This is a genomic window from Mycobacterium sp. NGS40 (assembly GCF_059812735.1).
The window spans coordinates 21,989-42,062 of the sequence record NZ_JCALDG010000009.1 but is presented as its reverse complement, the minus strand read 5'-3'; the positions used below and the strand labels follow the sequence as shown (position 1 = coordinate 42,062).

Genomic DNA, 20,074 nt, shown 5'->3' with positions numbered 1-20,074 from the left:
GTTAGTCGTCGGCGATCCCCGGTGCGCTGAGCGCCGCGACGGTGTCTTCCCGTTGCAGCACCGAGCGCGCGGCGACCGCGAATTGGTTGAGTTTGGCGATGACGGTTTGCCCTTCCGGCTGGTGCCCCCAGATGCTGATGCCCTGGTGCGTGGTGGGGTTCCAGGTGGACTCGTCGACGACGATCGGGTTCCAACCGACCTCCCACTCGAATCCCGACGGCGTCACCGCGTAGTAGGACAGCTCCTTGTCGTTGGTGTGCTGGCCGACCGACAGCGCGATGCCGAAGCCCAGTTCCTTGACGCGCCGATAGGAAGCGACCATGTCGTCGAGTGTGGCGACCTGGATGTTGACGTGCTGGACTCGGGTGCGAATCGGGTTGAGCGGCAAAGCGTTTACCGCCGCGATTGCCACGGAATGGTGTCGTTCGTTGACCCGGAGGAATCGGATCTTGAACTTCATTCCGCTGATCGTTTCGTCGATGTAGTCCGAAAGCCGCGCGTCGAACACGTGGTTGTAGTAGCCGCGTACTTGGTGTGGCTTCTTGGTCGTGAGGGCCACGTGGCCCATTCCGCCTGCGCCGGTGACGAATCCGTTCCCCGGTATGTCCAGGGACAGCGGCGCGGTACGGGCGGTGGTGTAGATCTCCTGTGCGAGTCCGTTCGGACCAGGGAACCGCAGGAAGCGCTCGACACCGCGCAGCTTCTCTTCTTCTTCGGTGCCCTCGACGCTGGGCACCCCGTGGTCGGCGATGCGACGGCCGATCTCGTCGAACGTCGAGTGGCCGTCGAGCTGCCAGCCCAGCGCGACGACATCCTCGGCCGGCCCCCGTCGTAGCAGCACGCGACATTCGTTGTCGTCGAGGCGGAATCGGACGGTGTCGGGGGCCAGCTCGTCGAGGTGCATGCCGATCGCGTCGCGGCCGAAGCGTTTCCAGTCGCTGACCTTGTTGGTCTCGATCACGACATAACCCAGATGCACGTTGCCGAACACCGAAGATGATTGTGTGGCAGACATATTGAGTGTTAGCCCTTCAGAAAGGCGGTGGTGACCGCGTTGAACAGTGCGGCGCGCTCCCACTGCACCCAGTGCCCGGTGCGCGCTGCGAGTAGGACGTCGGCGTTGGGCATCCGGTCGGCCAGCATCGCGGCGCCACTGGGTTTGTTGACCTTGTCGTCGCGTCCCCAGACGATCAGCGTCGGCGTCGAGAGGCTGCCGAGTCTGCGGTCGCGGGTGAAGTCCATCCGCCACAGGGTGCGCAAACCGGACGGGCGCTGCAGGGGCGGGTTGGCAACGACCTCGGGATCGATCGACGCCTGGTAACGGGACTCGATCAGCGCGTCGGGCACCGCATCCGCGTCATAGACCAGGTAGGAGCGAATGAACGTGCGCAGCTTCTGCAGGCTTGGTCCGTCGCCGCCGTAGTAACCCAGCAAATTTTTCAGACCGGCGCTGGGCAGTCCGCGGGTGGTTCCGACGCCACCCGGACCCATCAGCACGAGCTTGTCGACGCGGTCCGGGGTGTCCAGCGCCAGCCGCAGCGCGCACGCACCGCCGTAGGAATTGCCGACCAGATGCGCGCGTTTGATGCCGAGCTCGTCGAGCATGCCGCGGATATGAACGGCGAGGTATCCGAACGGATCTCGCCGGTCGACGCCCTTGCTGGAGCGGCCGTAACCCGGCATGTCCGGAACCAGCACGCGGAACTGCGCGGCGAGGGCGTCGACGTTGCGGGCGTAGTTCGACATGCCCGACGCGCCCGGGCCGCCCCCGTGCAGCAGGACGACGGCAGGGCCGGTGCCGCTCTCGGCGACGAAGATCTCTTTGCCGTTGACGCGTACGGTGTGTTCGGTGATGGTGCCGATACTCATTGTGTTCCTTAAGGTTTGAGGCCGGCCGGCGGCGGGGGCAGAGGTTGGCGGTCACTGGCGCCCGCGTAGATGAAACCGTCGGGCCGAACGGCCACCACCGAGGCGCCCTTCTTGCCGAGCCAGGCGATCAGCGACCCGTCAGTGTCGACGACGCAGTCCGCGCGAGGAGCGGTTCCGGGCGGGGCGACCTGCAGGACGGGTACGTCCGCCGCCCGCCAGTCCAGCCATTGGGCCGCGCGCCCGGTGTGCAGTACGGTCCAGCGGCCGCCGAGCATGTCATCGAGGCGCACGTTGTCGCCCTTTTCATCGAGGACGCACGGTTGTGGGATGAGCCAGCCGACCGCCCCGTTTCCGTTGCGCGCCAACAAACCGTCGTGATAGCGCGCGTCGGGCAGCCAGCGGTGATCGCGCAACCAGGTGGTGAAATACGGCACCCTGCTGGCGGTGCGGAGCACGTGATTGCGCATCGCCGCCCGGAACCGATTGCGCTGGATGATGAGGTTGCCGGTCTTGACCGCGCGGTTGGTCACCTCTTTCACATGGGGTAGGCGCTCGGCCTGGTAGGTGTCGAGAACGGACTCCGGCAGCGACCCGTGCAGCACCGCCCCCAGCTTCCAGCACAGGTTCGCCACATCGCGCACGCCCGCGCACATACCTTGGCCGATCCACGGGGGCATCGCGTGCGCCGCGTCTCCGGCCAGAAAGATCCGGCCCGCTCGCCACCGGTCGGCGAAGCGGACATGGTGGCTGTAGCAAGCGAAGCCGAGGATCTGCACGTTCTCCGGCGATATTCCCTGGCGGCTCAACACCTTCCAGATCGCCTCCTCCGACAGCAGATCGCGTTCGTCTTCCTCGTCGCGTACCGGGAACTCCCAGCGGTGGTGTCCCAGCGGGGTGGGGCAGTCGACGGTGGGCCGATCGGGATTGCAGTGGAAGCGAAGCCGGTCGTGGCCGGGCCATTCCCGGAGCACTTTGGTGTCGATGACGATCCAGCGCTCGGCATAGGTCCGGCCGCTGAACCCGACACCCAGCTGGGCACGGGTGGCGCTTGACCCGCCGTCGGCGGCGATCACGTAGGAGGCCCGCACGCGGCGGAACCCGTCAACCGAGAGGTCGGCCAGCAGCAATTCGACGCCGTCTTCCTGCGGGATGAGCCGCAGGCATTCGTGGTTGAGCAGGACGGACACGTTGGGGAAGCGGTCGACCCCATCGCGCAGCACCTTCTCCAGCGCGGGTTGATAGATGAACTGCTGCGGCGGGTGGCCGTTGCCCCGCGAGACGGGCAGCAGCCTGACGAACGGCACTCCGTTGGCGTCGACGAACGCTGCCCCGGAGCCGGGTTGCATGTCGGCGTTGAGGCGATCGGCGAGCCCGATCTGTTGCCAGATGCGGACAACTTCCTCGTCGGTCGAGATGGCCCGCGCACGGGCATAGATGTCGGGGTCGCGTTCCACCACCACGACATTGAGACCCAGTTGGCCTAACAGGTTCGCCGCGGTGCAGCCCACCGGTCCGTAGCCGACGATCGCCACGTCATAGGTTTTTTGGTCAGCCATGTCGACCCTCTTCGCCGATTGTTAATGTAGCGATCCATACAGTAAGCTTTTGTAGCGTGACCGTCAACACCCCCGAGGAGGCACCGTGACGGAAGGCCCCGGCGCAGCCGAACCGCGCGCCCGCAGACGCACCCGCAGCAACGGGGAGCAGTCGCGCGAGCGCATCCTCGATGCGGCGACCGAGGTCGCCACCGAACGCGGCTACGAGGGCACGACGATCTCGCTGGTCAGCAAGAAAAGCGGCCTGCCCCCGACGTCCATCTACTGGCACTTCGCCGACAAGGACGATCTGATAGCCGCGGTCATCGAGCGCAGTTTCGGCCGGTGGCTCGCCGCGCTGGACCTCCCGGGCGGCGCCATGGTCCGGGCGCGGGTGGTCGAACTCGGGACGCAGGTGGCCAAGGCGCTGTTGGATGCGCCCGACTTCATCCGCCTGGGACTGATGCTCGCGCTGGAGCGGCGCCCGATCGAGCCGCGCGCCCGCGCGATGTTTCTCGAAGTGCGCGACCGGGCGTTTGCCCGGTTCGAGACGATGGTGCGCGACGTCGCGCCCGAACTCGACGAGGAGAGCGTGCGACTGCTGACCACTTACGCGATCGCCGGTGCCGACGGGCTGTTTATCGCCAAGGAGATCGGCGGCGACTCGGTGGATCTGCTCAAGCTGTTCGAACTGCACGCCCGCCTGGTCTTCGAGTCGGCGACTCAGCTGTTGGGATCCGGGGACCTCAGATGACCGATGTGTTTGCTGCGGACCCGCAGCTGGAGGCGGCGGCCCAGCGGTTGTACGCCGCACAGGTGAGCGGTGACCCGATTCCGCCGCTGACCGAGTCGTACCCCAATTTTGATGTGGCTCAGGCCTATTCGGTTCAGCGGTGTAATCTGGCTCGTCACGTCGGTGCGGGTGCGCGGCTGCGCGGCCACAAGATCGGGCTGACCTCGGCCCCCATGCAAAGCCTGCTGGGCGTCAATGAGCCCGACTTCGGCTACGTCCTGGACACGATGATGGTGGCCGATGGGACGACGGTGCCCAGGGGTGATTTCTGCGCACCGCGGGTGGAGCCCGAGGTGGCATTCCTGCTGCGGGCGCCGTTGCGCGGTCCGGGGGTGACGGCCGGCGAGGTGCTGGCGGCCACCGAAGCGGTGGCCGCGGCGCTGGAAGTTGTCGACAGCCGCATCGCCGATTGGCGGATCAGCCTGGCGGACACCGTCGCCGACAACGCCAGCTCGGGCGCGGTGGTGCTGGGCAGCTGGGTGCCGATCTCGGACGCGCCGCGGCTGCCCGACACCACCGCGGCGCTGTACCTCAACGATGCGCTCGTCGAAACCGGGCAGGGCACCGCCGTGATGGGGGACCCGGGCCGTGGCCGTCGCGTGGCTGGCCAACGCCCTGTCGGAGTACGGAACCGCGATCGAGGCGGGGCAATTCGTGATGTCCGGCTCCTACACCACCGCCGCGTTCGTGCACGCCGGCGATCGGGCATCGGCGACGATCATCGGCCTCGGCACCGTCGGCCTCAGTTTCGCGTAGACCGAAAGGAAACCCCATGGCCAGTCCGGCATTTCCCGTGGCGATCATCGGTTCGGGCAACATCGGCACCGACCTCATGCTCAAGATCCTGCGCAGCGACGGACCGCTGAGCATGGCGGCGATGATCGGCATCGACCCGGCCTCGGAAGGACTGGCGCGGGCGAAACAACTTGGCGTGCCGACGTCCTCCGACGGTGTTGACGGGTTGCTCGCCCTTCCCGGCTTCGACCAGATTCGGTTGGTCTTCGACGCCACGTCCGCCGAGGCTCACCTCAGGCACTGGGAGGCGTTGCGCCACAATGGGGTACGCGTGCTCGACCTCACCCCGGCGGCCGTCGGCCCGTTCTGTGTTCCGGTGGTCAATCTCGAAGACCACATCGATTCACCGAACCTCAACATGGTGACGTGCGGCGGGCAGGCGACGGTGCCGATCGTCGCCGCGGTGAACCAGGTGGCACCAGTGTCCTACGCCGAGATCGTGTCGTCGATCTCGTCACGGTCGGCCGGGCCCGGTACCCGCGCGAACATCGACGAGTTCACCGAGACCACCGCCACCGCATTGCAAGTGGTCGGCGGCGCCCAGCGGGGCAAAGCGGTCATCGTCCTCAACCCGGCCGATCCGCCGATCCTGATGCGCAACACCGTGTACTGCCTGGTCGAGGGTGATTGCGACCAGGTCGCCATCGAGGCGTCCATCGCCGCGATGATCGAGCGGGTCCAGCGCTACGTGCCCGGCTACCGACTCAAGCAGCCGGTGCAGTTCGAGACCTTCGGTCCCGACAACCCGCTCTCCATTCCCGAGACCGGAAAGTTCATCGGCACCAGGATCACCAGCCTGCTCCAGGTGACCGGCGCTGCCGACTATCTGCCCGCCTATGCCGGAAACCTCGACATCATGACCTCCGCGGCGCTGGCCACCGCGAAAAGCATTGCGGCACAAACGATGGCAAAGGCGGGTGTGTGACCATGAATACGACCGAGCAGCTCTACATCAGTGACGTCACCCTGCGTGACGGAATGCACGCGGTGCGCCACCAATACACGCTGCGACAGGCCGCCGACATCGCTGCGGCGCTCGACGCCGCGGGGGTGGACTCGATCGAGGTCGCCCACGGCGACGGGCTCGGCGGGTCCAGCTGTGTCTACGGGTTTGGTGCACACACGGATCTGGAGTGGATCGAGGCGGTCGCCGCCGTGGTGCACCGCGCCAAGGTCGCGACGCTGGTACTGCCGGGAATCGGCACCATCCGGGACCTCGCCGCGGCACACCGGGCGGGCGCCGGCGTGGTGCGGGTTGCCACCCACTGCACCGAGGCCGACATTTCGGCACACCACATCTCGGCCGCCCGCGACCTGGGCATGGACACCGTCGGCTTCTTGATGATGAGCCACCTGACCACTCCGCAGGCGCTGGCCGAGCAGGCCGCGCTGATGGAGAGCTACGGCGCCGGCTGCGTGTACGTCGTCGACTCCGGCGGCGCCATGACCATGCGCGACGTCGCCGAGCGCGTCGACGCGGTGCGCCAAAGGCTCTGCGCGGAAACCGAAGTCGGTATCCACGCTCACCACAACCTGTCGCTCGGCGTGGCGAATTCCATGGTGGCCGTCGAGCATGGGTGCCGCCGCGTCGACGCGTCGCTGGCCGGCATGGGCGCCGGTGCGGGCAACGCCCCGCTGGAGGTCTTCATCGCGGCCGCGACCCGGATGAATTGGCAGCACGGCTGCGATCTCAACGCCCTCGAGGATGCCGCCGACGACCTGGTCCGCCCCCTTCAGCAGCGTCCCGTGCGCGTCGATCGCGAGACGCTCACCCTCGGCTATGCCGGGGTGTACTCCAGCTTCCTGCGCCATGCGGAGGCCGCGGCCGAGCGGTTCGGGGTGGACGCACGCGCGCTGCTCGTCGAGGCCGGGCGTCGCGGCATGGTCGGCGGCCAGGAGGACATGCTGGTCGACATCGCCCTGGATCTGTCGGACGCGGCGGCGCATTGACCGTCGTCGCAACAGCTTTCGGCACCCTCACGCATCGTCCAGGATGGGAAAGAGCAGTTCCCGAGCCAGCAGCTGCAGGGCCGCTGCGAGCGGGATCGCCACCAGCGCTCCCACGACGCCCAACCACGCCGCGCCCAGCAGCACGGCGACCACGGTGACGCCGGCCGGCACGCGCACGGCGCGGCCGATGATTTTGGGGGTCAACAGGTAATCCTCACCAAGCCGGAAGCCCATGTAGAAGGCGACCGTCGCGATGGCGACCGGGATGGAGACGCTGAGCGCCACCGCGGTGACGATGAATCCGCCGACCGTTGAGCCGTAGGGGAAGAGGTCCAAGATGGCCACGACCACGCCCAGCAGGACCGCGTAGGGGACATCGAGAAGCAGACACCACACGAACGTCGCGAACCCCGCGATGATCGACGTCAGCACGTTCCCGAAGAGATATGCGCCGAACTTGGCCACCACCGCGTCGCCGATCAGGATCGCGCGCGGACGCCGGGAGTTGGGCATCAGCCGGTAGAAGCCGGTGCGGATGCGACGCATATCGGCCAGGAAGTAGACGGTGAGCATGGCCACGATGCCGACGTGGGACACGACCCCGAACACCTGCGACCCGGTGTGCACGATCCCCGCGACGGTGAAGCGGCCGGACCCGTTGGCCAGCTCGGTGATGCGCTGCTGCAGGTGGACGCGCTCGTCGATCCGGCCGATCAGCGACGAACGGTCGTGGGCGTGCTGCAGGTAATGCGGCAGTTGCTCGGCGAGCTGGCGTGCCTCCTGCACGAGCGGGGGAATAGTGGCGGCCAAGGTCCCGGCAATCAGGGCGAACACCAGGGTCACCACGACGGCCACCGCCGCCCAGCGCGGCACCTTGCGGTTGACCAGCCACGACACGGCGGTCTCGAGTCCGAGCGCGAAAAACATCGCGACGCCGATCAATACCAACACCGACGACATCGCGCCGAGCACGCGGACCGCGCCGTAGGTCACGGCCACGCCGGCCGATGCGGTCAATCCGACGACGAACGGGGAGCGCCGGTCGAATCGTTCGCCGCGCTGGCCGAATTGGTGTTCGTGGGAACGCAATCGCTCGGCGCGCTGTTCGGCGTCGGCGATCGGTCCCTCGTCGTCACTGTGCGGCTGTCCGACCAAGGGGTGATGACCTCGATCGCCGAGGTGGGCCGGTGGCTCTGCGTTGCCACCACCACGTGCACCCCGCGGGCGCGGATCGGTCCCGCGTCCATGATCACCGCTCATGTCGCCGGAGTCTGTAGCCGTGGCCGGTGATTCACAAGGGGACTTGTGCCCTAGGTCGGGCATTCACGCCAAGCGCACGGTATAGACGTCACCCGTCTTGGCGCCAAGACACGATGTTGTTGTTACCCGTCTTGTTGATCGTTGGGGACCCGGAACGGTAAGTGATCGCGTTGTCGTCGCCGAAAGCACTGATGATGTCGGCGCTGTCGACGGTGACGTGATTCGCGCTTCCGGAGACGTCAAGCCTGCGACAGTGGCCGGTGACGGTATAGGTGTTGTTGTCACCTTCCAGCCTGAGGTTTCCGCCGTTGCAGTCGATCGTGTCCTTAGCTCCGCCATTGATCATCGTGAGATTTCCGTGCACGGTGGTGCCGGAGTAATGGCTGACGAGGGCCGCGATCGCGAACACCGCCGCGAACGCGCCCACCAACACCACCCGACCACGGGGGGTGTTCGCCAGCCTCGCGACGTCCCCAACCCACCGGAGGACTACCCGGCCGCTGCTTGACGTTCCGGACGAATGCGGAGCGCCCCCGGACGGCTGCCCCGCGCCGCGCTCCAGGTCGCGTATGTATTCCTCTGGGTCTCGCTTCTCTGGGTCTTCTTCCGGGGCCATGACTCGATATTCCGCTCTGCAATTCGGTTTTGGTGTGATTACGCCGGGTCGCGGTATTTCACGGCCAGGGGAACCCGGGTGCCGGCGGTGGTACGTCGGCCGGGTTGGCCTCCTCGAAGTGATACACCGGGCCGGACGGGCCGTTGGTCACGGTGACGGCGAACCAGTGGCACACACTCAAGTCGAATCCCGGCGGTATCGGAACGGTGTATCCCCATTTCTGACCGGGGCAGTAATGCCAATAAGACGGCCCAGCCTGGGCAGGTGCGGCCAGGCCCAGGCCGGCCACGGCTACACCGCCAGAGATCAGCGCGCCCGCAACGATCCGGCCGAAAGCCCGAGGTGTATTCATCGATAGTCCCTTTGATGTCAATTGCGCCGTCCGTCAGGTGATCCATTACCGAAATTCTGGCGATCGCCGGCGGCTACCGATCCCAATCGAAATCCAGAATGGCTTTGTAGACGGACCGTCTCGTCGCATACTGCTTTCTACAGGCAGCCACTCGTCCGCAGGAGAGGCCACGGTGACTACGGAAGACACCCGGACCGGCAAGGCAGCGAAGGCCGGCAAGCCCCACCGTTACCACTTTGATCGCCACACCCCGGAGTACCGCGAGCGGTTCACCGCGATCACCGAGGAGATGCACGCCACCTGCCCGCTGGCGTGGACGGACACCTATGACGGGCATTGGGTGGCCGCGGGCAGCCGGGAAGTCTTCGAGCTCGCCCGATGCCCGCACGTGTCCAACGACCACGACGTGACCGGCGACGGCACCGGCTATAAGGGCATCACGATTCCGACGCTCCCGCAGGGCACCGGCGTCCGTGGCGGCATGCTGGAGATGGACGAACCCGAACACTCCCGCTACCGCAGCATCCTCAACCCCTACCTGTCGCCGGCGGCCGTCAAGCGCTGGAAGCCGTTTGTCGACGAGATCGTGCGGGCGAGCATCGACGAGAAAATCGAAGGAGGGCGGATCGACTTCGTCGACGATCTCGCGAACGTCGTGCCCGCCGTCTTGACCCTGGCGATGATGGGCGTTCCGCTGAAGAAGTGGCAGCTCTATTGCGAGCCGGCCCACGCCAATGTTTACACCCCCGCCGATTCCCCGGACGCCCCAAGGGTTTTGGAGCAGACGATGGCGATGGGCATGGACCTGTTCAACCACCTCCTGGAGATCCGCGAGAACCCGCGCCCCGGCCTGGTGGATGCGTTGGCAAGGCTTCAGATCGACGGTGAACCCGCCCCCGACAGCGAGCTGCTCGGAATGCTCGGCTTGATCATCGGCGGAGGGTTCGACACAACGACCGCGCTGACCGCGCACGCGCTCGAATGGCTAGGCGAAAATCCCGAACAGCGCGCACTGCTCCGGGAAGAATCCGAAACGCTGCTCGACTCGGCGACCGAGGAGTTCCTGCGGTACTTCACGCCCGCGCCGGGGGACGGTCGCACGATCGCCGCCGATCTGGAAATAGCGGGCACACATTTCAAGGAGGGCGATCGCCTGTGGTTGTCCTGGGCGATGGCCAACCGCGACCCCGCGGTGTTTCCGGAGCCGAATCGGTTGGACCTCGGCCGTAAGAACAACCGGCACTTCAGCTTCGGCCTCGGCATCCACCGCTGCATCGGCTCCAACGTCGCGCGCGTCGTGTTCAAGTCGATGCTCACGGCGGTGCTCGACCGGATGCCCGACTACCGCTGCGACCCCGAGGGCACCGTGCACTATCCGACCATCGGCGTGATTCAGGGCATGCAGCATCTGCCGGCCACCTTCACCCCCGGAAGGCGGCTGGGGCCGGGGCTCGACGAGACGCTGCAGAAGCTGCAGCGGGTCTGCGACGACCAGGGATGCGCGCGGCCCATCACCGAGCACACGGCGGCAGCCGTCATCGGCTAGACGGACAGGTCGCGACGCAGCTTGGCGACGTGGCCGGTGGCCTTGACGTTGTACTGCGCGATCGCGATCTTGCCCTTGTCGTCGACGACGAACGTCGAACGGATGACTCCGGTGACGGTCTTGCCGTACATCTGCTTCTCGCCGTAGGCGCCGTAGGCCGTCAGCACCTTGCGCTCGGGATCGGACAGCAGCGGGAACGTCAGCCCCTCGGCGTCGCGGAACTTGGCCAGCTTCTCCGGCTTGTCGGGGGAGATCCCGACGACGTCGAGGCCGGCCTCGTTGAGCTCGGCCAGGCTGTCGCGGAAGTCGCAGGCCTGCTTGGTGCACCCCGGCGTGGAAGCGGCCGGGTAGAAGTACACAACGACCCGGCGGCCCTTGTAGTCGGCCAGCGATACTTTGTTGCCGTCGGCGTCGGGCAGGCTGAAGGCGGGCGCTTTATCGCCCGGCGCCAGCCGCGTGGTCTCGGTCAACGTGGGTCCTTTCTGTTCCCGGCGCGCTGGGGTCAAGGCCAGCTGATCTAGGGTAGTTCCTCAGGTGCACCACGCCGACGAGGACTTGGAGGACAGGACCGTGGCCGACCGGGACCCCGAAGCCATCAAGCAGGAGATCGACCTCGCCCGCGACCAGCTCGCGGCGACCGTCGACTCACTCGCCGAGCGTGCCAACCCTCGCCGCCTGGCCGACGACCTCAAGATCCGGGTGATCGGATTCGTCACCAAGCCCGCGGTTGCCGCTTCACTGGCGGGCGTCGGGGCGCTGGTCGTCATCGTGGTGGTACGCCGGGTCAGGAATCGCTGACCGCGGCTGAGGCCACCGCGGCCGTTGATTGCGATCAGCGGGATCCGATTGGGTAGGGCGGGCGATCCTTATCGTGGCGCAACGTCACGTCCTTAGCCGGAAAGCACCTGCGTAACAGTACCTTTCAACGCTCGATCCTGCCTTTGGGTAACCGCGCGACCCTTGGTTGCCGTGGGCGACACCACAACCCGTCGCGTGGACAGCGCGGCCTGCCTATGGCAGCGTCGGGCTGGCGAAAGGACGATCACGGTGGCGACTGGCACGGTGCGAATAGTAGACGGCCACAAGCGTTTTGGGTCCGACAGCCATGCACTTGCCAGTATCGACCTGACCATCGACGACGGCGATTTTCTCGCGATCCTGGGACGAAGCGGCAGCGGCAAGTCCACCTTGCTCCGGGTGATCGCCGGCCTGGAGACGCTCACATCGGGAATCGTCGAATGGTCTTCGGGCAACGGGGTAACGCGCCCGCACACCGGGGTCGTATTTCAGCAGCCCCTGCTGATGCCGTGGCTGACGGCCGGCGAAAACGTGGTGTTCGCCGGACGATTCGCCGCCAACCGCAAGTCGTTTGAACCCGAGTACGCCCGCGAACTGCTAAGACGTTTCGACCTGCAGCGGGTGGCGCATCAATACCCTGACCAGCTCTCCGGCGGACAGGCTCAGCGAGTGTCGATCATCCGGGCCGTTGCCACCCGGCCGCGGCTGTTGCTGCTGGACGAGCCGTTCAGTGCCCTGGACCCCGCCATCCGCGGCGACTTGCAGACCTGGTTGGCCGACCTCGCCGCCGAATTGGGCATCACCGTCGTCCTGGTCACCCATGACGTCGACGAGGCGCTGCAGTTGGCCAGCCGCATCGTGCTGCTCGGTGCGGACGGGCGGATCCGCCGGGAATGGCGGCCGGACAGCGGCAACGAGGAACTCCGAGAAGAGATCCTGAGCCATTACCGGGTGACCGACTGATGAGCCCTGCGCTGCTCTCCCGGCGCTCGCTGCTGGCCGGGACGGTCGGCCTGGCCGCGGCGGGGGGCGTGGCCGGATTGGTTGATCTCGCCCGTGCCGCGGCCGTCGACCGGACCAACACCAGCGGTCAACTGCGGATTGGTTACCTGCCCATCACCGACGCCGCGCCGCTGCTGATCGCGCACGCCGCCGGGCTCTATCAGCCGGGTGTGGTCAGTGCGGCCAAGCCGGTGCTGTTCCGCAGCTGGGCGTCGCTGGCCGAGGCGTTCGTCACCCGCCAGGTCGATGCCGTGCACATGCTGATGCCGACCGCGTTGCAGCTGCGCTTCTTGCTGGGCAGCGCGGTGCGCGTGCTGAGCTGGAACCACACCAACGGCTCGGCGTTGACCGTCGCACCGAACATCACCGAAGTCGGGCAGCTGGCCGGAACGCAAGTGGCGATCCCGTTTTGGTGGTCGATCCACAACATCATCCTGCAAGAGCTGCTGCGCGCCCACGACCTGGTGCCGGTGGTGCGCCGAAGTGCCTCGCGCAGTGCCCGGACCGTCGAGCTGATCGTGATGAGCCCGTCAGACATGGTGCCGGCCTTGGCCAACCGATCGATCGGGGGCTACGTGGTGGCCGACCCGTTCAACGCTATGGCCCAGGTGCGCAAGATCGGGCGAATCCACACATTCCTCGGTGACGTGTGGCGCGATCACGCCTGCTGCGTGGTGCTGGCCCACCAGGATCTGATCGACAACCGGCCGCAGGCGGCGGCGTCACTGGTCAACTCGATTGTGCTTGCGCAGCAACGTATTAACGCCGACCGGCCCGCTGCGGCCACTGCGCTGTCGACCGGGGCCTATCTGCCCCAGCCGATACCGGCCATCAAGACCGCACTGACGTACCGCGCCCAGGACTACCATTTCGCCCATCCGGACTGGCAGCCGCAGCGGTTGGGTTTCCAGCCGTTCCCGTTCCCGAGTTTCACGCGGCGGCTGGTCGAGGCCATGCACGACACCGTGGTCGACGGCGACCGGCAATTTCTCAACCGGCTGGATCCCGCCACCGCCCATGCTCAGCTTGTCGACGACAGCTTCGTGCGAACCGCGCTGACCGCCCACGGCGGCCCGCAAAGCTTTGGTCTCCCAACTGATCTGACCCGCGTCGAACAGGTGCAGCCGCTATGACCACCGAAGAGATCCGCTCCGTCGACTCATCGGGTGAAGCCGCGTTGTCCGCGCCCGAGACAACGCCCGGGTGGTCGCCGCTACGGCGTTGGTGGCCGCCGGTGCTGGCGATCGCGGTGGCGGTGGGCATTTGGTGGCTGGGCACTGCCGTGCTGGCCGGCCCGCAATCGCTGTTGCACCAGACCACACCCGGCCGGGTGGCCACGTCGCTGGCCGAGCTCTACAACCGCGGCGTGCTGCTGTCCGACGCCGGGGTCAGCCTGTGGCGCCTGCTGGTCGGATTGCTGGTGGCCGCCGTCATCGGACTTCCCGCCGGATTGCTGATCGGGCTCAACGACGTCGCCGACCGCGCTACGCGTCCGGTCGTGCAGTTTCTGCGGATGATCTCGCCGCTGTCCTGGGCGCCAATATCGGTGGCAATCTTCGGAATCGGCAACCAGCCGGTCATTTTCCTGATTGCCGCGGCCGCGGTGTGGCCGATCCTGATCAACACCGCAGCCGGCGTGCACGCCGTGGACCCGGGGTATCTGCAGGTGGCCAAATCCTTCGGGGCGACCCGAACCGAGCGGCTGACGGTTGTGGTGTTGCCCGCCATCCGGGGCCATCTGCAAACGGGCTTCCGGGTAGCGCTGGGCATCGCGTGGGTGGTGCTGGTGCCGGCCGAAATGCTGGGTGTGCGTTCGGGTCTGGGCTACCAGATCCTCAACGCCCGCGACCAGCTGGCCTACGGCCAGGTGGTCGCGGTGATCGTGGTCATCGGCTTGATCGGATACGTGCTGGATCTCGGTGCGCGACGGCTGTTGTCGTCGCCACGCTAGGCGGTGTCGGATGCCGCGCTGTGCTGCACGTGCACCGGCAGGTCGTCGGCCCACGGCTGGGTGGTGACCATGTCGTCGACGTCGATGTAGCCTCGCTCGAATTCTCCCGTCGCCGCATCGACCAACCGGTATTCCTGCCGCTGTCGCTGGATCGGCTGTGCGTCCAGAATCACCACCCGCACGTCGCCGGGCTCGAAGCCGCAGCGCTGCTGTAGCGCCTCGATCAGGCACTCGTTGTGCATATGGCCGTCGCCGAAGTTCCACCCGAGCACCATCGAGCACAGCACCTCGCCCTCGCACAGGTTGTAGTCGTCCTCGTCGTAACCGGCCAGCGCGCGGTGCACCAGCGTCAGCAGTGCCCGCCCGTGGGTGTTCATCCCGCGGAACGCCAGCGCCAGGTGCAAGGGGATCAGCGTCTCCTCCTTGCTGCCGTACAGCCGCTCGAGTTGCAGGTGCTGCATCGGACCCAGCGCACGGGAGCCGGTGCGGAACTTGTCGTCCACCGCGGGCTTGACGCACCACACGGTGGTGTCCCAGTTGCCGGCGTAGTAGCGCATGCCGGGCAGGAAGGAAACCTTGCGGGGGAAGAGGTTTCCCACCACGACGACCGTCGTGATGACCGCGAACAGCACGACGGGCCACGGGCTGGTCAGGTCCGACAGACCGATTTGTGCGTGGGCCACGAACAGCCACAGCACCCCGAAGATCATGAACACGTTCCACTCGAGCGGTACCCCCATCGGAAACGCCAGCAGGATGTTCAGGTGAAACACGATCATCACGAATGCGGCGATCGCGGTCGGCCAGCCGCCATGAGAGAAGAGCAGCGCCAGAGGCACCAAACCCTCGATCGCCGTTGAGAAGTGCGCGATGAAACCCGACAACGCGCTGGGCCTCAGGTCGTCCGGATAGTGCTTGAACAGCGAGCGTTTGAGCACGCCCGAGGGCAGGAACGGGTTGTTGGCCAGCATCGTCGAGATCACAAACGGGAAGTGTCTGGTGAGTTTCGAGGTGGCTGCGCCTAACCAGATCACCATGAAGACGAGCTTGGCTCCGATGACGATGTCGGCCCCGACGAACAGGAACGCCAGCGCAAGCGGCCCGTACACCTCGGCGCGGGCAGCCAGGAAGATCACCTTGTCGCGCAGGCTGATTGCGGCCAACACCGCGAGGATCGCGATGGTGTGCCACCGCGGCAGCACACCAATTGCCGTGCCCAGAGCCGGAATTGGGCCGGAACCGTCGGACACCAGTGCCATCCCCAGCAATACCAGCAACGCGCCGTAGAGCGTCGCGTCGACCGGGGTCCGGTCGATGCCTTTGGTGAGCGGCACTCGCGTCGGCCAGGGGGGCAACCGGATGGTGCCGGGCCGCAGCCAGTAGAGGATCGACCCCATCGGCGGGAAGTAACGCCCGGCCAGCGGCCCGAAACAACAACCCAGACCGACGACTTCGAACAGCATGGTGAACAGCACGGCCTTCTGGAACACGATCGGCTCCGACCACCACGTACTGACCTCGCCGAAGCCGCCGATGCCCGTGGTGCACCATCCGAAGAACCAGCCGCCGAGGATGTAGAGCGCGATCTTCACGCCGTACATCACATGCATGATCAGCGGAGTGCCGAAACCGTTCTCGGCGACGTGGCGCTGCATCGGGATGATCCGCTCGGCGCGGGGCAGCTTGCTCCATTCGGGAACGTCGACGACGGGCAGGTTTGGCTGGATGAACCCCATGGAGGCTCCTTCGACGCAGCTCGTTGACCAGGGGTGCCAATCGTGCGCCAGGCACCGAGAAAAAACTACTCCGAGCAACCACAGGTTGGAACACACCTTTCCCGGGCCGGCAAGTCCACATGTGCCTGTCCGGCGGTCGCGGAGATCGCCATCGTCACGATGACTTGGCAGGTAGGCTCCCCAAAGCAGTTACGGCGCCGGTGGTCTCACTGGCCTACCACCCAGGAGTAGCAATGGAGTCGCGGTCCACGCCGCGGCCGGCTCCGATCCGGAGCCGGTGTGACGCCGATACGAGACTTGAAGTGCGCCGTCAGGGTTTCGAACCCCGGACCCGCTGATTAAGAGTCAGCTGCTCTACCAACTGAGCTAACGGCGCTTGGTCGACCACGACCGCGTTGCGACTTTAACAGGCATCCCGTCGCGGAACGAAATCGTCGGACCTCCCAGTGTAGAGGCTCTGAGTCGCGTGTTTTGCGGGCTTCGGGCTGCTGACTTAGAGTCACGGGGCTGTTGTTCAAGATCGCTGGTCGGGACAAACCAGCTGAGTTGCCCTGAGCACGGGGCGTAACCCATTAGAATATTCGCAAGTATTCTCCGGTCAGCGGTGACCAGAACATAACCGAGGAATGTGGAAGGTCACTTGATGACGGCTTTGCGCAGACACCGACCATGGCTGGTTATCGCCATGGTCATGTTTGCCGTGGTCGGCGTCGCCTGTAGCGGCAACCACGCCGCCGCGCCGCCGAAGATCATCTTCGACAAGGGCACGCCGTTTGCCGACCTGCTGGTCCCCAAGCTGACCTCCTCGGTGTCGGACGGCGCCGTCGGCGTCACCGTCGACGCGCCGGTCACGGTCAACGTTGCCGACGGTGTGCTGGCGTCGGTCACGATGGTCAACGACAACGGCCGGGCGATCAATGGTCAACTCAGTCCGGATGGACTGCGCTGGTCCACCACCGAGCAGCTCGGCTACAACCGGCACTACACGCTCAACGTCAAGGCGACCGGGCTCGGCGGCGCGGCGAGTCGCCAGATGAGCTTTTCGACCAGTTCGCCCGCACACCTGACGATGCCGTACGTCGCGCCGGGCGATGGCGAGGTCGTCGGCATCGGTGAGCCGGTGGCGATTCGGTTCGACGAGAACATCGCCGACCGCGCCGCCGCGCAGAAGGCGATCAAAATCACCACCAACCCGCCCGTCGAGGGCGCGTTCTACTGGCTGAACAATCGCGAAGTGCGTTGGCGCCCAGAGCATTTCTGGAAGTCGGGAACCGCGGTCGACGTCGCGGTCAACACCTACGGCGTCGATCTGGGCGACGGGATGTTCGGCGAGGACAACGTCAAGACCCACTTCACGATCGGCGACGAGGTCATCTCGACCGCCGACGACAACACCAAGATGGTGACCGTCCGAGTCAACGGTGAGGTCGTCAAAACGATGCCGACGTCGATGGGCAAGGACAGCACCCCGACCGCCAACGGCTTCTACATCATCGGCGGCCGCTACAAGCACATCATCATGGACTCGTCGACCTACGGCGTTCCGGTCAACTCGCCCAACGGATATCGCACCGAAGTCGACTGGGCCACGCAGATGTCCTACAGCGGCGTCTTCGTCCACTCCGCGCCGTGGTCGGTCGGTGCGCAGGGCCACACCAACACCAGCCACGGCTGCCTGAACGTCAGCCCGAGCAACGCCGAGTGGTTCTACGACCACAGCAAGAGCGGGGACATCGTCGAGGTCGTCAACACGGTCGGGCCGACGCTGCCCGGTACCGAGGGCCTGGGCGACTGGAACATCCCCTGGCCGCAGTGGAAAGCCGGCAACGCCAACACCTGACGCGGCTAGTCCGTGGGTTTGAGGCCGAGGTTGCCGGCGTGCTCGAGCCGTTGGTCGACGATCGCTTTGATCGCGTCCTGGGTGGTCGAATTTCCGGTGATGGCGCGCAGGAAATCCTGCCGGCGCAGCCGCCACAGCGTGCCCGCCTGCAGGCATCGCACCGTGGCGGTGCGCGGCACGTCGAACAGCAGGGCGATCTCGCCGAAGTGGTCACCATCGCGCAGCGTTCGCACCGGCTGATCGTCGACAACGGCTTCGAAGACGCCGGAACCGATCAGGAACATGTCGTCGGCGGACTCACCCTGCCGGACAACGACATCGCCGTCGGCGGTATGGGTGGCGATCAACGACGACGCAAGCTGGTCGGCGGCCGCGACCGACAACGGCCGAAAAGCCGCCACGCTCCTGATGGCGTCCAATTCCTCGCGCTGCGCCGGCGCGCGCCGTTCCACCCGCAGCACGCGCAACAGGCCGTAGGTCGCACCCAGCAGCGCCAAACCCGCTGCGACACGCAGCGTTGCGCGCACTCCGATCGCGGCGTTCACCTCTGCCGCGCACAACCCGGCCACGCCGACGACCGAGACGGCGATCACCGCGTTGATTCCGGCGAGCAGGTCCAGCGACCGGCCGGTCGCGCTGCGCTGTAGCAGGGTGCGCCCGCACACGATCTGGTAGGCGATCCCGATGCCGAAGGCGCTCAGCAGGGGGATCGCCAGAGCCTCCGCCGAAGTCACCGCGAGGGCCAACAAGACCGCCACGCACGCCAGAAACCCGAAGACCATCGGCAGCGACATCGAATGACGGCCGAGCGAGAGACTTGCGATACCACCGACCAGTCCGCCGATACCGACCGCCCCGATCAGCACCGGGGTCCCCGACGCGCCGATATGCAACAGGTCACTCGCGATGCTGGCGACGACGCTTTGCGCGGTACCGGTCAGCGATGCGGTGACGGCCATGACGGCGACCACGACCCTGGCGTTCGTTGAACTGCGCAGCACGGCGACGCCACCGGCGAGTTCGTGGACCATTCGGGAACCCTCGTTGCGCACCCGGGTGTCGACTCCGCGAATGGTGAAAAGCGGCCACGCTCCCAGCGCGCAGAAAACCACGATGGTCACCAGCGCGGCGGCAGGACCGGAGGATCCCAAGGCGATCGCGGCCACACCCGCGCCCACCAGCACCCCGGAGGTCTCGAGCAGCGCGGAAACGGCATTTGCGGCGACCAGCTGGGCCGGTGAGTCGGCCAACCAAGGCAGCAGGGCGTCGTACAGCGCCTTCGGGGCCGACTGGGTGAACCCCTCCAGCGCGATCACCAGAAACAGCAGTGCGCTCACGGTGTGATATCCCAACAGCGGAATCACAAGCGCCACTGCGACTCCGCGGGCGACGATCGAGCCGGCCAGGACGCGCTCGCGCCGGAACCGGCCCGCCAGGGCGGCATACACCGGAGCGCTGATCGCCCCGGTGATCTGGCGAACGATCAAAAACCAGCCGGGCCCCACCGGGCCCAGCAGGTCGAAGGTGACCACCAACATCGTCGATACCCAGGCCACATGGGCGACGACGCCGGCGGCGATCGATGATTCCGCTCTGGCGATATTGGCATTGGAAAGGGCATTGCGAAACGCAGCCCACCGACTTGCTCGTGCCGGAGCCTCGGCCATTCGGTCAGCATATCTTTCGGCCGACCCGTCCGCTCGAGATTCGCGGCGCGGTGTTAATTAGTTGCGACGCAATGGATTACAACCAAAGCGCTAAGCGCAGGTGAAGAGCGGGTCGCACACGAGGGTGGCCGTGCACCCCGATACTGCCGGGGCCGTGAACGCGAGGACCAGGGCGAGGACGACCTTGTACTTCAGACCAGACATGACCACTCCGAACCTATGCAATGGGCTGATAGTACGCCATAAAAGGCCGGGAAAGGCGGGCGCTGGCAAATGCCGGCCCCGGCCGATGTAGGGATTTGCCGCCGGCAGCCAACAAGACTGGCCCGCATCGCAAGGTCATTGCGCCACAATGCAATAGGTC

Annotated in this window: 19 protein-coding genes and 1 tRNA gene; 10 read left to right on the top strand and 10 right to left on the bottom strand. The window is 66.3% G+C overall.

What is annotated here, in order from left to right; genetic code table 11:
- Position 1: 1 nt before the first annotated feature.
- Genes AC5Y5O_RS15440 through AC5Y5O_RS15430 form a run of 3 tightly spaced genes read right to left on the bottom strand, consistent with a single transcriptional unit; the run spans position 2 to position 3,425 of the window.
- Positions 2-1,015, bottom strand: coding sequence for a VOC family protein (locus AC5Y5O_RS15440; RefSeq protein ID WP_096289430.1), 1,014 nt, complete (start codon positions 1,013-1,015; stop codon positions 2-4).
- Between the two features lie 8 nt (positions 1,016-1,023).
- Positions 1,024-1,869 (bottom strand): alpha/beta fold hydrolase, encoded by an 846-nt coding sequence (locus AC5Y5O_RS15435; protein WP_096289429.1) that lies wholly within the window; start codon positions 1,867-1,869, stop codon positions 1,024-1,026.
- An 8-nt stretch (positions 1,870-1,877) separates the two neighbouring features.
- A complete protein-coding gene (locus AC5Y5O_RS15430) occupies positions 1,878-3,425 on the bottom strand; it encodes a bifunctional 3-(3-hydroxy-phenyl)propionate/3-hydroxycinnamic acid hydroxylase (protein ID WP_096289428.1) in 1,548 nt (515 codons plus the stop codon).
- Positions 3,426-3,510: 85 nt separating this feature from the next.
- On the opposite strand from AC5Y5O_RS15430, the gene AC5Y5O_RS15425 reads away from it, so the two are divergent.
- The 4 genes from AC5Y5O_RS15425 to dmpG are packed head-to-tail and all read left to right on the top strand — an operon-like array spanning position 3,511 to position 6,942.
- Positions 3,511-4,158, top strand: coding sequence for a TetR/AcrR family transcriptional regulator (locus tag AC5Y5O_RS15425; protein ID WP_096289427.1), 648 nt, complete (start codon positions 3,511-3,513; stop codon positions 4,156-4,158).
- Complete coding sequence (locus tag AC5Y5O_RS15420; RefSeq protein ID WP_500025673.1) at positions 4,155-5,063, top strand: 2-keto-4-pentenoate hydratase; 909 nt, start codon at positions 4,155-4,157, stop codon at positions 5,061-5,063. The genes AC5Y5O_RS15425 and AC5Y5O_RS15420 overlap by 4 nt, the downstream gene beginning before the upstream one ends.
- Positions 4,970-5,917: an acetaldehyde dehydrogenase (acetylating) gene (locus AC5Y5O_RS15415; RefSeq protein WP_165796441.1), complete on the top strand. Its 948-nt coding sequence runs from the start codon at positions 4,970-4,972 to the stop codon at positions 5,915-5,917. The genes AC5Y5O_RS15420 and AC5Y5O_RS15415 overlap by 94 nt, the downstream gene beginning before the upstream one ends.
- Before the next feature lie 2 nt (positions 5,918-5,919).
- Positions 5,920-6,942 (top strand): 4-hydroxy-2-oxovalerate aldolase, encoded by a 1,023-nt coding sequence (gene dmpG, locus AC5Y5O_RS15410; RefSeq protein ID WP_096289425.1) that lies wholly within the window; start codon positions 5,920-5,922, stop codon positions 6,940-6,942.
- A 27-nt stretch (positions 6,943-6,969) separates the two neighbouring features.
- Here dmpG and AC5Y5O_RS15405 read toward each other — a convergent pair whose 3' ends face one another.
- The 3 genes from AC5Y5O_RS15405 to AC5Y5O_RS15395 all read right to left on the bottom strand — a co-directional run bounded on the left by AC5Y5O_RS15405 (position 6,970) and on the right by AC5Y5O_RS15395 (position 9,170).
- Entirely contained in the window at positions 6,970-8,202 is a 1,233-nt protein-coding gene (locus AC5Y5O_RS15405; protein ID WP_096289424.1) for an AI-2E family transporter, read from the bottom strand.
- 88 nt (positions 8,203-8,290) lie between these two features.
- Positions 8,291-8,629 (bottom strand): DUF3060 domain-containing protein, encoded by a 339-nt coding sequence (locus AC5Y5O_RS15400; RefSeq protein ID WP_165796440.1) that lies wholly within the window; start codon positions 8,627-8,629, stop codon positions 8,291-8,293.
- A gap of 247 nt (positions 8,630-8,876) precedes the next feature.
- Positions 8,877-9,170, bottom strand: a complete 294-nt coding sequence (locus tag AC5Y5O_RS15395) for a hypothetical protein (protein WP_096289422.1) — start codon at positions 9,168-9,170, stop codon at positions 8,877-8,879.
- A 172-nt stretch (positions 9,171-9,342) separates the two neighbouring features.
- Between AC5Y5O_RS15395 and AC5Y5O_RS15390 the strand changes: the two genes are divergently transcribed.
- The gene (locus tag AC5Y5O_RS15390) at positions 9,343-10,716 is read left to right on the top strand and encodes a cytochrome P450 (protein WP_096289421.1); all 1,374 of its coding nucleotides are present in this window, start codon (positions 9,343-9,345) and stop codon (positions 10,714-10,716) included.
- Here the strand turns inward: AC5Y5O_RS15390 and bcp are convergent.
- On the bottom strand, positions 10,713-11,186 hold the full coding sequence (bcp, locus tag AC5Y5O_RS15385) for a thioredoxin-dependent thiol peroxidase (protein ID WP_096289420.1): 474 nt from the start codon (positions 11,184-11,186) through the stop codon (positions 10,713-10,715). The two genes, AC5Y5O_RS15390 and bcp, sit on opposite strands and share 4 nt — an antisense overlap.
- Positions 11,187-11,286: 100 nt before the next feature.
- On the opposite strand from bcp, the gene AC5Y5O_RS15380 reads away from it, so the two are divergent.
- The 4 genes from AC5Y5O_RS15380 to AC5Y5O_RS15365 all read left to right on the top strand — a co-directional run bounded on the left by AC5Y5O_RS15380 (position 11,287) and on the right by AC5Y5O_RS15365 (position 14,467).
- A complete protein-coding gene (locus tag AC5Y5O_RS15380) occupies positions 11,287-11,514 on the top strand; it encodes a DUF3618 domain-containing protein (RefSeq protein ID WP_096291277.1) in 228 nt (75 codons plus the stop codon).
- A gap of 249 nt (positions 11,515-11,763) precedes the next feature.
- Positions 11,764-12,477, top strand: coding sequence for an ABC transporter ATP-binding protein (locus tag AC5Y5O_RS15375; RefSeq protein WP_096289419.1), 714 nt, complete (start codon positions 11,764-11,766; stop codon positions 12,475-12,477).
- On the top strand, positions 12,477-13,649 hold the full coding sequence (locus AC5Y5O_RS15370; RefSeq protein ID WP_096289418.1) for an ABC transporter substrate-binding protein: 1,173 nt from the start codon (positions 12,477-12,479) through the stop codon (positions 13,647-13,649). Before AC5Y5O_RS15375 ends, AC5Y5O_RS15370 begins: the two co-directional genes overlap by 1 nt.
- Positions 13,646-14,467 (top strand): ABC transporter permease, encoded by an 822-nt coding sequence (locus AC5Y5O_RS15365; protein WP_096289417.1) that lies wholly within the window; start codon positions 13,646-13,648, stop codon positions 14,465-14,467. The genes AC5Y5O_RS15370 and AC5Y5O_RS15365 overlap by 4 nt, the downstream gene beginning before the upstream one ends.
- On the opposite strand, the gene AC5Y5O_RS15360 is transcribed toward AC5Y5O_RS15365, so the two are convergent.
- Both AC5Y5O_RS15360 and AC5Y5O_RS15355 read right to left on the bottom strand, forming a co-directional pair.
- Positions 14,464-16,203: a DUF3556 domain-containing protein gene (locus AC5Y5O_RS15360; RefSeq protein WP_096289416.1), complete on the bottom strand. Its 1,740-nt coding sequence runs from the start codon at positions 16,201-16,203 to the stop codon at positions 14,464-14,466. The two genes, AC5Y5O_RS15365 and AC5Y5O_RS15360, sit on opposite strands and share 4 nt — an antisense overlap.
- Before the next feature lie 303 nt (positions 16,204-16,506).
- A tRNA-Lys gene (locus tag AC5Y5O_RS15355) sits at positions 16,507-16,579 on the bottom strand.
- Positions 16,580-16,846: 267 nt separating this feature from the next.
- Here AC5Y5O_RS15355 and AC5Y5O_RS15350 point away from each other — a divergent pair.
- Complete coding sequence (locus AC5Y5O_RS15350; protein WP_165796439.1) at positions 16,847-18,043, top strand: L,D-transpeptidase; 1,197 nt, start codon at positions 16,847-16,849, stop codon at positions 18,041-18,043.
- Between the two features lie 5 nt (positions 18,044-18,048).
- Here the strand turns inward: AC5Y5O_RS15350 and AC5Y5O_RS15345 are convergent, their stop codons facing one another.
- The gene (locus tag AC5Y5O_RS15345; RefSeq protein WP_500025672.1) at positions 18,049-19,710 is read right to left on the bottom strand and encodes a cyclic nucleotide-binding domain-containing protein; all 1,662 of its coding nucleotides are present in this window, start codon (positions 19,708-19,710) and stop codon (positions 18,049-18,051) included.
- Positions 19,711-20,074 lie beyond the last annotated feature (364 nt).